Genomic DNA, 13,659 nt, shown 5'->3' with positions numbered 1-13,659 from the left:
AGCCGCCCGCCCTCCAGCGAAAAAGCCCGACCGGCGGCAAGCCGGTCGGGCTTTTTTCATCGCGTGCGGCCGCGTACCGCGTCAGCCGCGCTTGCGTTCGTAGACCACGAACGCATAACCGAACGTGTTCGGCGCGGCAGCCTGGTGCGCATCGCGCGACACTTCCTGCCAATGTGCGGGATCGGGCGCGGGGAACGACGCGTCGCCGTCGAAGTCGGCGTCGATCTCGGTGACGACCAGCTTGTCGGCGAGCGTGAGCCCTTCCGCGTAGAGTTGCGCGCCGCCGATCAGGAATGCCTCGGGTACGCCGTCGCGCGCGGCGAGCGCCAGTGCATCGGCGAGCGACGTGACCGTGTCGCAACCGTCGAAACGGCGCGCCGCCTCGCGCGTGACGACGATGTTGCGGCGGCCCGGCAGCGGCCGGCCGATCGATTCGTGGGTCTTGCGGCCCATCACGATCGGCGCGCCCATCGTCGTGCGCTTGAAGAACGCGAGATCCTCGGGAAGTTTCCAGGGCAACTGGTTGTCGCGGCCGATGATGCCGTTGCGGGCACGCGCGACGATCAGGGTCAACGTCGTCATGAAGGTCGGGGAAGAGGAAAACCGGAATGGCGCCGATTCTACCGGAACGGCGGCATGCGCCGCCTTTCGCGTGCTGCGCGCCGCGACGCTCGATGCATGGCGTCGCGGCGACGGACCGAATAAAAAGAGTGCCCGCCGGGGGACGGAGCACAAAACCTTTGTCGTGTCGCGGGAACGGCGATACCGGCGCGGATCGGTGTCGGCCGGCTCGAATCGTCAAATCAATACGGAATCCTCATTGAGTGGGGCGACGCAGGCTCACTGACGCTTGTTGCCTTGAACGTTGCCTTCCATCGCGTGCTGCACGTCACCGGGTTGCGATACCGGAAGCGGCATCGGCAGTGGGGGCGGTGGCGGGATCTCGTCCCACAGCGTGACGGTTGCCTTGCCGGTCGGCAGCGGTTGCGGTGCGGACACGGTCACGATGCCGAAGCCGCTGCCGTGCCGCAGGCTCGGCGCATTTTCGGCCGGCAGCATGGCGCGATCCGGTTTTGCGATGTCATCCGCGCGGGCCGGCGCAGGCGGGCCGGCGGCCGAGAGCGCGAGCGCCATCGGCACGAAAGAAAGTAAAAGATGTTTGCGCATGGCCGCTGTCTCCGATCGTTTACGGATTCAGCGAAATGCATGCCACCGTGCCGGGACCGTTGTCGCTACGGCGATTCGCGCTCAAGCGTTGCGAATTGTGGCCGAAAACGCCTGAAAATGTTTCAGGCCTGAAACGAGGGGGCTCGGGAATACTGCGGATTCAATCGATTCGCTTCAAGGATGAAAATCGGCCCGTGTGTTGATGAACGAACACCTTGCTGCGCATGCGCTATGTGCAGATGATTGACCTGCATCGACCTCCTGTGCGATTGGGCCGTATCGCCGTCGGCGCCGAAATCCGTTTGTCGTATCTGGTGCCTATAACTAAGCTGTCTTGACCAAAAATAACTGGACGCGAGATAAGCGCCATCATGCGAGGCTTTGTCGTTGCCGAGCATCGGCATGGCGAATCGAGCCGCCTCTGGCTGACCCGATTCGATCCTTTTCGCACGAACTCTGACGTGCGCGGCAATCGTTAGACGGTTGATGAACGGGGTGAGGATATGGGAGCCGATCAGCGGCACGTGATCTACTATTCGCGCGAACCGAACGACGCGTTGCGCGGCCATTTCGACGAGTGCGGCTGGCGCGTCGATCTCGCGGAGACCGTACGCGACGTCCGGCGTGTCGTGCAGCATGGCGTGGCAACCGCCGGCCTGCTCGACTTTTCGCCGGGCTTCAAGCCCTCGGACCTGCGCGAACTCGAATCCTGCCTGAGCATCCAGCACATCGGCTGGATCGCCGCGACGCGTCGCGGCCAGTTGCAGGATGCCACGCTGCGCCACCTCATTCGCGACTACTGCTTCGATTATGTGACGATGCCGTACGAGACGTCGCGAATCGTCGAGACCGTCGGTCATGCGCACGGCATGGTCGCGCTGACCGATCCCGTTGCGCCGCCGGTCGGCGCCGGGCGCAGCGAAGGCGAGATGGTCGGCACCTGCGATGCGATGCTCGGGCTCTTCAGGACGATTCGCCGCGTCGCGGCGACCGATGCGCCGGTGTTCATCTCCGGCGAATCGGGTACCGGCAAGGAACTGACGGCGGTCGCGATTCACGAGCGTTCGTCGCGCGCGCAGGCACCGTTCATCGCGATCAATTGCGGCGCGATTCCGTCGACGCTGCTGCAGGCCGAACTGTTCGGCTATGAGCGCGGCGCATTCACCGGGGCGAACCAGCGCAAGATCGGCCGCGTCGAGGCCGCCAACGGCGGCACGCTGTTTCTCGACGAGATCGGCGATCTGCCGCTGGAAAGCCAGGCAAGCCTGTTGCGCTTCCTGCAGGAAGGCAAGATCGAGCGGCTCGGTGCGCACGTGTCGGTGCCCGTCGATGTGCGCGTGATCTGCGCGACGCACGTGGACATGGACGCCGCGTTGCGCGAAGGGCGGTTCCGCGAGGACCTGTTCCATCGCCTGTGCGTGCTGAAGATCGAGGAGCCGCCGCTGCGCGCGCGCGGCAAGGACATCGAGGTGCTCGCGCGTCACATGCTCGAGCGTTTCAAGGGCGATGCGCATCGCCGCCTGCGCGGTTTCTCTCCGGACGCGGTCGCGTCGCTGTACGGCTATTCGTGGCCGGGCAACGTGCGCGAGCTGATCAATCGCGTGCGCCGCGCGATCGTGATGTCGGAGGGCCGGATGATCACCGCGGCCGATCTCGAGTTGAACGACTTCGCGACGCTCGCGCCCGTGTCGCTGCTGGAGGCGCGGGAAGCGGCCGAACGGCAGGCGATCGAGCAGGCGCTGCTGCGCCACCGCGGCCGTTTCGCGGATGCCGCGCGTGAACTCGGCGTGTCGCGCGTCACGCTCTACCGGCTGATGTGCGCGCACGGCATGCGCGATCGCGGCGACACGCTGGCAGGGTTTTCGGCGCCGTTGCCGGAGCTTCCTCACCACGCTTGCTAAAATTGGCGGGTACGGCCGCCCTCGCGGCCGAAGGAACCCGCATGAAACAGTATCTCGACCTCGTTCGTACCATTCTCGATACCGGCACCTGGCAGGAGAACCGCACGGGGATCCGCACCATCAGCATGCCGGGCGCGATGCTCCGCTTCGACCTGCAGCAAGGCTTTCCGGCCGTGACGACCAAGAAGCTCGCGTTCAAGTCGGCGATCGGCGAACTGGTCGGCTTCCTGCGCGCGTCGCGCAGCGCGGCCGAGTTCCGCGCGCTCGGCTGCAAGGTGTGGGACGCGAACGCGAACGAGAACGCGCAGTGGCTCGCGAATCCGTACCGTCAGGGCGTCGACGATCTCGGCGACGTGTACGGCGTGCAATGGCGCCAGTGGCCGGGCTACAAGGTGCTCGACGCGGGCGCCGACGCGCAGATCGCCGACGCGACGCGCCGCGGCTTCCGGATCGTCACGCGTTTCGACGAAGACGGCGCGCCGAAGGTGCTGCTGTACAAGGCGATCGACCAGCTGCGCCAGTGCCTGGACACGATCATGGAGAATCCGGCCGACCGCCGCATTCTGTTTCACGCGTGGAATCCGGCCGTGCTCGACCAGATCGCGCTGCCCGCGTGCCACCTGCTGTACCAGTTCCTGCCGAACGCGACGAAGCGCGAGATCTCGCTGTGCCTGTACATCCGCAGCAACGACGTCGGCCTCGGCACGCCGTTCAACCTGACGGAAGGGGCCGCGCTGCTGTCGCTCGTCGGCCGCCTGACGGGCTACACGCCGCGCTGGTTCACGTATTTCATCGGTGACGCGCACATCTACGAGAACCAGCTCGACATGCTGCAGCGGCAGCTCACGCGCGAGCCTTACGAAAGCCCGCGGCTCGAGATTGCCGAGCGCGTGCCCGACTACGCGAAGACGGGCGTTTATGCGCCCGAATGGCTCGAGCAGGTCGAGCCGTCCGATTTCTCGCTGGTCGGTTACCGCCACCATGAGCCGCTGACTGCGCCGATGGCGGTCTGAGCGCGCGGTTTCATCGATCCGCGCCCTGCAGGAAGAAGGCCCGACCGGCTGAGACCGGTCGGGCTTTTTTGTTTCACGTTTGCGGCACTTACTGGCGATGCCGCTCGTCGTGCCCGCCTGGCGGCGGGCTGCTCGGGCGCGGCGCCTCGACGTGCGGTGCCGGTTGCGGCCGCGGTTCCATGCGGGGAGCGGGCATCGACGGGCGCGGTTCCATGCGGGGTGCCGGCTGCGGTCGCGGCTCCATTCGAGGTGCGGGCTGGGGGCGCGGCTCCATGCGCGGCGCCTGCGGTTGCGGGCGCGGCATGTCGTGTACGGCTGGCGCCGGCGGACGGTACTCGTTCACGCGCGGCGGTGCGACTTCGCGGTGCGGCGCCGGTTGCGCGAATTCGGGGCGGGGTTGCGGCGTGGGGGCGGCCCGTTCCGGTTGCGCTTGCCCGTGCTGGGCCAGTGTCGGGAAATCGGGGCGCGGACGCGGCTGCGGAATCTGCGCCGTGTGGTCGACCCTCGGCTGAGGCAACGCGCGCGGCGCGTCGTTCCGGCCGCCGGGCTGCGTGCCCTGCGGTGTCGGTATGCCCTCCGGATGCGGCACCGCCGCACTGCGCACGGGCGGCAGTGCATTCCGGCCTGCCGCGTGAAGGGCGCTCGGCGGGGCAGGGCGCTGGCGTTCCATCGGCGTGTGCGGCTGCATCCACGCCGGCGACGGCGCCTCGGGCGCGTGCGTGTTGCCGATGCCCGACGGCGTGTTGCTTGCGATCGGCGGGTGCGGGACGCCGTTGCCGGGCCCGAAGGCCTGATGCGGCGTCGCGTTGCCGGGCGCCTGCGGCATGCCGCCGGTGGCGAAATGCGGCCCATTGGGGATTTCGCCGTTCGCCGGCCGTCCGGCATTCGGCACGCCCGGCAATGGCGCACCGGGCGCACCCGGCCGTCCGGTTTGCACGGCAGGCGGCTGGCCTTCGCGCGGCGCGCGTGACGGCTGCACGACGGGGCCGTGCGGATTCACGAGCTGCACGTTGTGCATCGCCCACGCGCCGCCGCTCGGATTACCCGACACGCGGACCGGGCGGGCCCTGTAATCGGCCGGCACGCTCGTCTTCACGACCGGCGCGCCGGCGCCCGGCACGCGCCCGCCTTGCTGCGCGAGATGCGCGGCTGCCTGGTCTCGATAGGCGGCGGGCACCGCAGGATTGCGCGTCGCGACGTAGGGGTGCTGCGCGATCGCCGCCGGCGGACGGTAGCCGGCATTGCGCAGCCCGCCGGTAAAGCTCTGGCGCACCGGCGCGATGCCGGGTGTGCCCGGCGTGACGTGCGCATTGCGCCATTGCCGCGGATCGACGTGTTGCGAGAAGTGCGCGACCGGCTGGCCATGCACGAACGCGGCGGCCGGCACGGCCGTGATCGCGTGCGGCGCACGGAAGTTCACGTACGTCTTGTTGATGTTGGTGATATTGGTGATGTTCGTCACGTTCACGGTCTTGTTCACGTTGACGTTGTTCACCACGATATTGCGATTCACGCGGTCGTAGTAGTGCGGGCTCCAGCCGCCCCAGCGCGGGTGCCACGGCTCGCCCGGGCCGAGCGCGAACCATGCGCAGCCGGCCGCGGCGACGCCGCCGACCGTGAGCGCGACGCTCCAGTCGGGACCGCCGCCACCGCCCACGAACGCGACGAGCGCCGGCGCGTAGACCGGCGGCTGGCTGACGACCATCGGGCCGGGCACCCAGGCCCAGCTGTCGTCCACGTACGCCCAGCGGCCGTAGTGGTACGGCGCGAAGCCCCACGGTGCGTCGTCGACCCACGTCCAGCCCCACGGCGCCTGCCAGATCCAGTGGCCGTCGTGATACGGCGCCCAGTCGGCCGGCGTGTCGTTCGGCACCCAGACCGAGCCGTAATTCGGGGTTTCGCGCCACGTGCCGTTCGCGTCGAGATCCTGATAGCCGGGAATGTCGCGGGACACATAGCGGGCCGACACCGAGCGCTCCTCGGCCGCGTCGCGGCTGGCGGCCCACTGGTCGAGCGGGTCGGGGCCCGGCGCCGCCGATTGCTGTGCGACCTGCAGGTCGGTGCCGGTGAACACGACCTGCTGCCCGGGCGACAGCGGGTACTGCCCGTTGCTGCCGTAGACGGTCGCGCTGCCGCTGCGCATCGTGACGGTCGTGCTCGCGCCGTTCGGCGCGACATCGACGCGATAGTCGCCGGGGCCCGTGATGCCGAGCGCGAGGTTCGGCGTGTCGATTTCGTACGATCCGCCGCGGGGCAGATCGCGCACGTGCGTCGATACGGTGCCGAGGCCGACCTTCAACTGCGTCGTCGTGTCGTCGAGATTCAGGATCGACAGGCTCGTCGAATCGCCGAGCCGCACCGCGGTCGAGCCGATATGCAGTTCCGAGCGTGCGCCGGCGTCGTTCCAGAGCTGGTCGCCGGTCGTCAGCGGCCGGTTCACGGCCGCATACGACCACGTATCGGTGCCGGCCGGTTCGGTCGTCACGGCACCCGACAGGTAGTTGAGCCGCGCGACGCGGCCGGGCGGGTCGCCGCCCGGTTGCCGTGCCGCGGCCGAATACGGCGGCGCGCCGGCCGATTGCGCGAAGGCGGGCGGCAGGGCCGCAAGCGCGGCGAACGCGAGCAGCGTATAGCGGGCGGTTCGCTTGAGCGTGAACAGGGGGGCCATGGTGAGCGTCATCGTCGTTATCGCGGCGCGTCGATTCGTGCCGTTGAGTTCACAATATCCGCTCGGCCTGTTTCAATGCTCGGTGTTTTGTAAGTCGGATGGCACGCGGTGTAACAAAACCTGTCTGTCGCGTGCGGCTGTCGTGCAGCCGCAATGCGGGCGTCAAGCGGACGTAAGCCACGCGTCGAAAACCTGCTGGCCGGGCACGGTGACGCGCAGCACCCGCGGCCGTGCGGAACGTTCGATCCAGCCGTGCGCACAGAAGCTTTCGAGCAGCGCCGCGCCGAGCGCGCCACCCAGATGCGAGCGCCGCTCGCTCCAGTCGAGGCAGCCGCATGCGAAGCGGCGCCGGCGCGTGCGCTGCTGCGCGACGTCGATGCCCCATTGCGCGAGGGCCTGCGTGCCGAGCTCGGTGGCTTCGATCGCGTCGCCGTCCGCGAGCAACCAGCCGCGGGCGGTGAGCCCGTCGAAAATGCGCACCGCAAGTTCGCCGGCCATGTGGTCGTAGCAGGTGCGCGCGTAGCGCAGTTCGGCCGGTACCGTGCGCGACGGCGCCGGTACCGGGCGGTGCGGCGCAGCCGCGCGGGCGACGTTCGCGAGCGCCTCGAGCGACGCCGCGATGTCGGCCGACGCGATGCGGTAGTAGCGGTGCCGGCCGCGCACGTCGAGCGCGAGCAGGCCGCCTTCGGTCAGCCGCGCGAGGTGCGCGCTTGCCGCGGACGGCGACAGCCCCGCGATCATCGTCAATTCACCGGCCGGCCGCGCGCTGCCGTCCATCAGCACCCACAGCATCGCGGCGCGGCCGGGGTCGGCGATCAGTGCGCCGATGCGGCTGAGGCCCGGAAAGTGGTGGTCGTCTTGATCGGTCATCGTCGTCTCTCGTCAAGCGGGATGAGGGGCAGTGTAGTGGGTGTGCGCATTCGATGTTTCGTATCCGGATGAAATGTCGGATGCGGCGGCGCCGTCCCGCGGCAGCCTGGCTGCGGCCCGTTGCGGCGCGCGTAGAATGGGCCGGACGCGGCGGCAGCGGGCCGCCGCATGTGACACGATGCAACGATGAAGACGATTTTCTGCATGTTGGCCGCCGCGCTCGTCTGCGCGGCCTGTGCGCAGGGCGGCGCGGGCGCCGCCGGCGGGCAGGGCGGCAGTATCGAGATGTACGGGACGATCGACCAGGGCGTCACGGTGCGCCGCTGACCGGCGGCGCTGCGCGCGCGGGGCGGGTGGCGCCGCCGCGGCCGCGCCACGCGGCGCTGGCCGCGACGCATTGCCGCACTGCAACGTATAATGGCCCGATTACAGCGCCCCTGCCGCCTGGAGCCAGAACGATGCCCCAACCGTCCCCCGTGCCGGCCGCCCTCGACCGTACCGAAACCGTATTCCGCTTCCTCGCCGAGCCTTCGTCCGTGAACTTCGGCGGCAAGGTGCACGGCGGCGCGTTGATGAAGTGGATCGACGAGGTCGCGTATGCGTGCGCGGCCGTCTGGTCGAGCCGCTATTGCGTGACGGTCAGTGTCGGCAACATCCGATTCCAGCGTCCGATCCTGGTCGGCAACCTGGTCGAGCTGAAGGCGCGCGTCGTGGCGACGGGCCGCACCAGCATGCACATCCATGTGTCCGTGCACGCGGGGGACCCGAAGGGCGGCGTGCTGCGCCAGACGACCGACTGCCTCGTCGTGTTCGTCGCGGTCGACGAGAACGGCAACCCGGTGCCGGTGCCGCCGTTCGTGCCCGAGACCGCCGAGCAGAAGGTACTCGCGAAATATGCGGCCGACGTACGGGCCGCGCTCGACAAGATCGTCGAGATGAAACCGGAAGAAGTCGCGAAGGGCACGGTCTGACCGCAGCGGGCGCCGCGCTCGACGCGCCGCGCCCGTCGTCCTGCCCCTAGCGCGTCCCGATCATCTGCTCGGGGCGCACCCACGCATCGAATTCCGCCTCGGTCAGGTAGCCGAGCGCCAGCGCGGCCGCCTTCAGCGTCGTGCCTTCCTTGTGCGCCTTCTTCGCGATCTGCGCGGACTTGTCGTAGCCGATGTGCGGATTGAGCGCCGTCACGAGCATCAGCGACTCGTTCAGCAGCAGGTCGATCCGCGCGCGGTTCGGTTCGATGCCCACCGCGCAGTGGTCGTTGAAGCTCTGCGCGCCGTCGGCGAGCAGCCGCACCGACTGCAGCACGTTGTGCGCGATCATCGGCCGGAACACGTTCAGCTCGAAATTGCCGCTTGCGCCACCGACGTTGACCGCGACGTCATTGCCGAACACCTGGCAGCACAGCATCGTCACGGCTTCCGACTGCGTCGGGTTCACCTTGCCCGGCATGATCGAGCTGCCCGGCTCGTTTTCCGGAATCGACAATTCGCCGAGCCCGCAGCGCGGCCCGCTCGCGAGCCAGCGCACGTCGTTCGCGATCTTCATCAGGCCCGCCGCGACCGTTTTCAGCGCGCCGTGCGCGAAGACCAGCGCATCGGCGGCCGCCATCACCTCGAACTTGCTCGGCGCCGTCACGAACGGCAGCTTCGCGAGCCGGCCGATCTCGTCGGCGACGCGCACCGCGAACTCCGGATGCGCGTTCAGCCCGGTGCCGACCGCGGTGCCGCCGAGCGCGAGCTCGTACAGGTGCGGCAGCGCCGATTCGACGTGACGGATGCCCTGGTCGAGCTGCGCGACGTAGCCGGAAAACTCCTGGCCGAGCGTGAGCGGCGTCGCGTCCTGCAGGTGGGTGCGGCCGATCTTCACGATGTCGGCGAACGCCTTCGACTTCGCGTCGAGCGTCGCGCGCAGCGTGCGCAGTGCCGGCAGCAGATGATTGACGATCGCGTACGCGGCCGCGATGTGCATCGCGGTCGGGAACACGTCGTTCGACGACTGGCCGCGATTCACGTCGTCGTTCGGATGGACCTTGCGCGCTTCGCCGCGCTCGCCGCCCAGCAGCTCGCTCGCGCGATTCGCGATCACCTCGTTGAGGTTCATGTTGGTCTGCGTGCCGGAGCCCGTCTGCCACACCGCGAGCGGGAATTCGCGCGGATGCTTGCCGGCGATGATCTCGTCGGCCGCGTCGATGATCGCGCGCGCCTTGTCGTCGGCGAGCACGCCGAGCGACTGGTTCACGGCCGCCGCGGCGCGCTTGACGATCGCCAGCGCGTGGATCAGCTCGGGCGACTGCTTCTCGGTCGAGATCCGGAAATTCTGCAGCGAGCGCTCGGTTTGCGCGCCCCAAAGTCGGTCGGCCGGCACGGCGATTTCGCCGAACGTGTCGCGTTCCATCCGAACTGCTTCGTTCATGATGCACTCCTCCTGGAAAGGGGAAAGGCCGCGCGTCGTCGCGCGGCATCAGGCGTATCGTGAGGCAGTCGCGCCGCTCGCGCGGCGTCTCGAGGTGTTCAGCCGACAAGCATAGCGCCGGTCGCGATTTCGCGTCGTGTCGCGCTCAGTGCCGCGTCGCGACGAGCGACGCGGTTTTCAGATGAAAGCGCCATGCCATCAGCGCGGCGACGCTCGCGAGGCCGGCGGCGAGCCCCCACCACAGGCCGCGTGCGCCGAGGCCCGCGTGGAACGCGAACCAGTAGCCGGTCGGGAAGCCGATGCCCCAGTAGCCGAAGGTCGCCGCGAGCATCGGGATGCGCGTGTCCTTCAGGCCGCGCAGCGCGCCCGACGCGACGGTCTGCATGCCGTCGACGATCTGGAACACCGCGGCGATGCCGAGCAGCGAGGCGGCGAGCGACACCGTGGCCGCGTTGGCCGGGTCGTCGAGATTCAGGTACAGGCCGACGATCGTATGCGGCGCGACGATCATCACGACGCCCGACAGCGACATGAACGCGACGCCGAGCGCGAGTGCGACGAAGCCCGCGTGCCGCGCGGCGACGGGCGAACCCGCGCCGACCCAGTAGCCGACGCGCACGTTGGCGGCCTGGCCGATCGCGAGCGGCACCATGAACGACACCGACGCGACGTTCAGCGCGATCTGGTGCGCGGCAAGCGACGTCGCGCCCAGCACGCCGACCGTGAGGCCGGTGGCGAGGAACAGCGTCGATTCGACCCCGTACGTGATCGCGACGGGCCAGCCGATGCCGATCAGTTCGCCCATCGTGGGCAGCTTCGGGCGCGACGCGGTCACGAAATGACGGAAGCGCCGCCGGCCGTGCAGCAGCCAGATCAGGGCGAGCGCGGTGAGCCAGATCGTGATCGTCGTCGCGACGGCCGAGCCGAGAAAACCGAGGCGCGGCAGCCCGAACGCGCCGTGGATCAGCCCGTAGTTCAGCACGCCGTTGACGCCGACGCCGCCGATCGACACCCACAGCAACCGCCGCGCGGCGCCGATCGCCGGCAGGAATGCCCGCATCAGCCCGACGCCGATCAGGCTGCCGAGCGCCGCGTAGCGCAGGATGCCCGTGTATTCGCCGACGTGATGCGCGAGCAGCGGCGGCTCGTGGAACATCAGCAGGATCGGTTCGGACAGCGACAGCGCAACGATCGCCGGGATCGCGAGCAGCACCGACAGCGCGAAGCCCGTCCAGTAGATGTGCGGCACGCGGTCCTCGGCCTGCGCGCCGCGCGCGTGCGCGACGCTCACGCTGACCGACGACAGCACGCCCTGCAGGATCGTGACGATGACGAAGAAGAAGTTCGCGCCGAGCCCGCCCGCCGCGAGCGAATCGGGGCCGAGCGAACCGAGCAGCACCGTGTCGGTGACGCTCATCGCCATCTGGGAAAGTTGCGCGATCGCGAGTGGCGCGGCGAGGCGCGCGGTATCGGCGGCGTGACTGGATAGCGACGGCGGCGCGGCGGCCGTCCGCGTAAGACCGGAATGCGACATGGAATGGGCGCTCGCGCGGGTGCGGGCCCGCGCTGTATGTATTTATTTTGAGAGACGGCTAGCTTACGGCTTTATTCGTACGGTGTCGAACGCGTGCGCCGATGGCCATGTCGCGGACAGGGGGAACGCCGCGGGTGCTAGGCCTCGCGCACCGCGATGCGCGTGTCGCCGAGCAGCACGACCTGGCCCGCGCGGATCTTGCAGGTCTTGCGCAGCTCGACCGCGCCGTCGACTTTGACCGCGCCGGACGCGACGATCACTTTCGCGCTCCCGCCGCTGTCCGCGAGGCCGGTGATCTTGAGAAGGTTGTGCAGCTCGACGTATTCGCCGGTCAGCGTGAAATCCAGGTTGGGCATGACGAAGGAGGTGCGCAAGGCGCGGGAGGAAACGCTCCGCATCATACGGCACCGCGGGCCGACGCGCGAGCGCGGGCCGCCACGGCCCGCAGTTGTTAAGGACTGTGAGCGATTCGTCAGCAAATGAAACGGTGGGTAACAGTCTGAGAGATTCGAGAACCGGCCGGGCGCGCCGCGGGTCTTTTGTCGTACCTGCTGCGTGTTGCGGCGGGGACGCGACGGACCGCATCGCAGCGGTCCGGGCTCACAACTTCTCGAGGAGAATTGCCATGTCCAAGATTCGTACGATGCTGATCGGTGCCGCGCTGACGGCGTTCGCCACTTCGGCCGCATTTGCCCAGACGGGGACGGCGGCGCAGGGTGCAGCCGGTGCCGGCGTGCAGGCACAGACGCCGGCCGCAGGTGTCGGCGCAGGCGTACAGGGCAGCGCCGGCGCGAACGCGTCGGGCAACGCGGTCGGCGGCGCAACCGATGCGGTCGGCGCGGCAGCCGACGGCGCGAAGGATACCGCGTCGTCGGCCGTCCATTCGGCCAAGAAGCACACGAAGCATGCCGCGAAGTCGGCCAAGGGCCATGTCGGCGCCGCCAAGGCGAAAGCCGGCGAAGCGACCGAAGGCGGCGCGTCGGTCGGCGCGCAAGGCGGTGCATCGGCCCAGGGCGCCACGCAGTAAGCGACGCCCGGCGCCGCGCGACGCTCGCCCCCCGGGCGTCGCGCCCGCAGCGGTCCGACGGCCCGGTTCGCCTCATGCGAGCCGGGCCGTTTTCATGGGTTCATGCTGTCAGCGGGATGGGTGCGCGGTCATGGCCGGCGCTGTCCTTGCCCTTGTCCCGGTTGTCCCTGCGACGGTCGCACGGCGGCCGGCGTGAACACGCTGCGCAGCCACGCGGCGAGCCGTGCGAAGACGTCGTACGGTTCCTCGACGAAGATCTCCGGCTTCAGCAGCCGCAGGTACTCCATGATCTGCTGCGCTTCCTGCTTCTGGAACGAGCCGTGCGCAAGGCCCAGCCGCAGCAGCCCGCGCAGTTCGCCGAGCTTGTCGCGCGCGGTGCTGCCGACGCTCATCTCGCACGCGAGCTTGGCCTCGTAGATGCGCTGGCGCAACGATTCGGCGAGCCGCCACGCAGGCGTCTGCATCAGCTCCTCGAGCGCCTGGATGTCCTGCGCCGCGCCCTTGATCTGCGACGCGAGCGGGTCGATCAGCGACGGGTCGCCCTGCGCTTCGGCGACGATCGCCTTCGCCCAGTCGCGGCACGCTTTCGCGAGTTCGTCGGGGGTCCATTCGGAGCGCGACGCGAAGCCGAAGCCGAATTCGCCGGCCTGTCGCATCAGGATCGCGACGACGTCCGGAAACTCCTTGTCGAGCGTGCGCTTGGCCCATGCGTACTGGCCGCCCTGCAGCATCCGCTGCACCGCGTGTTCGGTCAGCGGCACCATGTTGTCGAGCAGCTTGGCGCGCAGGAAATCCTCGAACGACGGTGTCGCGAACTGCGGGTCGAGTTTCAGCGACACGCGGACGAACGCGTCGTAGTCCTTGCGCAGGGACTCGAGCGTGTCGTCCTTGAGGGAAAGGGTGATCTGGCCCATGAATCGTCTCGATGGCGGCCCGCGCAAGCCGACGGCCGGCACGGCGCACCGGGGCGGGCGCAGCGTCGACTGACCGGTGCGCGCCGAGGCCGGTGGCGGGTCTTCATCCCCTATATCGGCGCGCCGGGCGGAAACTTGAGCGTGCGCGGTAGA

Annotated in this window: 15 protein-coding genes; 6 read left to right on the top strand and 9 right to left on the bottom strand. The window is 69.0% G+C overall.

The window, feature by feature from the left end:
• Positions 1-81: 81 nt before the first annotated feature.
• A complete protein-coding gene (locus HWX00_RS06315) occupies positions 82-582 on the bottom strand; it encodes a dihydrofolate reductase (RefSeq protein ID WP_175028359.1) in 501 nt (166 codons plus the stop codon).
• Between HWX00_RS06315 and HWX00_RS06310 the strand changes: the two genes are divergently transcribed.
• Positions 581-847 (top strand): hypothetical protein, encoded by a 267-nt coding sequence (locus HWX00_RS06310; RefSeq protein ID WP_124609141.1) that lies wholly within the window; start codon positions 581-583, stop codon positions 845-847. The genes HWX00_RS06315 and HWX00_RS06310 overlap by 2 nt on opposite strands.
• On the opposite strand, the gene HWX00_RS06305 is transcribed toward HWX00_RS06310, so the two are convergent.
• Positions 841-1,134, bottom strand: a complete 294-nt coding sequence (locus tag HWX00_RS06305) for a hypothetical protein (protein ID WP_404823839.1) — start codon at positions 1,132-1,134, stop codon at positions 841-843. The genes HWX00_RS06310 and HWX00_RS06305 overlap by 7 nt on opposite strands.
• Positions 1,135-1,289: 155 nt before the next feature.
• Positions 1,290-1,691 carry a hypothetical protein gene (locus HWX00_RS06300; RefSeq protein WP_080287732.1) on the bottom strand — a complete coding sequence of 134 codons (402 nt, stop codon included), beginning with the start codon at positions 1,689-1,691 and terminating at the stop codon, positions 1,290-1,292.
• Here HWX00_RS06300 and HWX00_RS06295 point away from each other — a divergent pair.
• A complete protein-coding gene (locus tag HWX00_RS06295) occupies positions 1,671-3,068 on the top strand; it encodes a sigma-54 dependent transcriptional regulator (RefSeq protein ID WP_034186469.1) in 1,398 nt (465 codons plus the stop codon). The genes HWX00_RS06300 and HWX00_RS06295 overlap by 21 nt on opposite strands.
• A 41-nt stretch (positions 3,069-3,109) precedes the next feature.
• Positions 3,110-4,081, top strand: coding sequence for a thymidylate synthase (locus tag HWX00_RS06290; protein WP_049030723.1), 972 nt, complete (start codon positions 3,110-3,112; stop codon positions 4,079-4,081).
• An 88-nt stretch (positions 4,082-4,169) separates the two neighbouring features.
• Here HWX00_RS06290 and HWX00_RS06285 read toward each other — a convergent pair whose 3' ends face one another.
• Together HWX00_RS06285 and HWX00_RS06280 are read right to left on the bottom strand one after the other, a co-directional pair.
• Positions 4,170-6,761, bottom strand: coding sequence for a DUF6600 domain-containing protein (locus HWX00_RS06285; protein ID WP_226194065.1), 2,592 nt, complete (start codon positions 6,759-6,761; stop codon positions 4,170-4,172).
• Positions 6,762-6,911: 150 nt separating this feature from the next.
• A complete protein-coding gene (locus HWX00_RS06280; RefSeq protein ID WP_124609140.1) occupies positions 6,912-7,619 on the bottom strand; it encodes an ArsR/SmtB family transcription factor in 708 nt (235 codons plus the stop codon).
• A gap of 186 nt (positions 7,620-7,805) precedes the next feature.
• Here HWX00_RS06280 and HWX00_RS06275 point away from each other — a divergent pair, with 186 nt between their 5' ends.
• A complete protein-coding gene (locus tag HWX00_RS06275) occupies positions 7,806-7,946 on the top strand; it encodes a hypothetical protein (protein ID WP_167361865.1) in 141 nt (46 codons plus the stop codon).
• Positions 7,947-8,077: 131 nt separating this feature from the next.
• Entirely contained in the window at positions 8,078-8,590 is a 513-nt protein-coding gene (locus HWX00_RS06270; RefSeq protein WP_175028360.1) for an acyl-CoA thioesterase, read from the top strand.
• 46 nt (positions 8,591-8,636) lie between these two features.
• On the opposite strand, the gene fumC is transcribed toward HWX00_RS06270, so the two are convergent.
• The 3 genes from fumC to HWX00_RS06255 all read right to left on the bottom strand — a co-directional run bounded on the left by fumC (position 8,637) and on the right by HWX00_RS06255 (position 11,921).
• Complete coding sequence (gene fumC / locus HWX00_RS06265) at positions 8,637-10,031, bottom strand: class II fumarate hydratase (protein WP_034186471.1); 1,395 nt, start codon at positions 10,029-10,031, stop codon at positions 8,637-8,639.
• A gap of 145 nt (positions 10,032-10,176) precedes the next feature.
• Positions 10,177-11,565: a multidrug efflux MATE transporter NorM gene (gene norM, locus HWX00_RS06260; protein WP_034186472.1), complete on the bottom strand. Its 1,389-nt coding sequence runs from the start codon at positions 11,563-11,565 to the stop codon at positions 10,177-10,179.
• Positions 11,566-11,702: 137 nt separating this feature from the next.
• Positions 11,703-11,921 carry an RNA-binding S4 domain-containing protein gene (locus HWX00_RS06255; protein ID WP_034186473.1) on the bottom strand — a complete coding sequence of 73 codons (219 nt, stop codon included), beginning with the start codon at positions 11,919-11,921 and terminating at the stop codon, positions 11,703-11,705.
• A gap of 269 nt (positions 11,922-12,190) precedes the next feature.
• Here HWX00_RS06255 and HWX00_RS06250 point away from each other — a divergent pair, with 269 nt between their 5' ends.
• Positions 12,191-12,592, top strand: a complete 402-nt coding sequence (locus HWX00_RS06250; protein ID WP_034186474.1) for a hypothetical protein — start codon at positions 12,191-12,193, stop codon at positions 12,590-12,592.
• A gap of 128 nt (positions 12,593-12,720) precedes the next feature.
• On the opposite strand, the gene HWX00_RS06245 is transcribed toward HWX00_RS06250, so the two are convergent.
• The gene (locus HWX00_RS06245) at positions 12,721-13,506 is read right to left on the bottom strand and encodes a DUF4088 family protein (protein ID WP_034186475.1); all 786 of its coding nucleotides are present in this window, start codon (positions 13,504-13,506) and stop codon (positions 12,721-12,723) included.
• Positions 13,507-13,659: the final 153 nt, after the last annotated feature.

It is taken from the genome of Burkholderia seminalis DSM 23518 (assembly GCF_902832885.1).
Lineage (GTDB): Bacteria > Pseudomonadota > Gammaproteobacteria > Burkholderiales > Burkholderiaceae > Burkholderia > Burkholderia seminalis.
The sequence above is the reverse complement of the archived record's forward strand: the minus strand, read 5'-3'. Positions and strand labels throughout refer to the sequence as shown.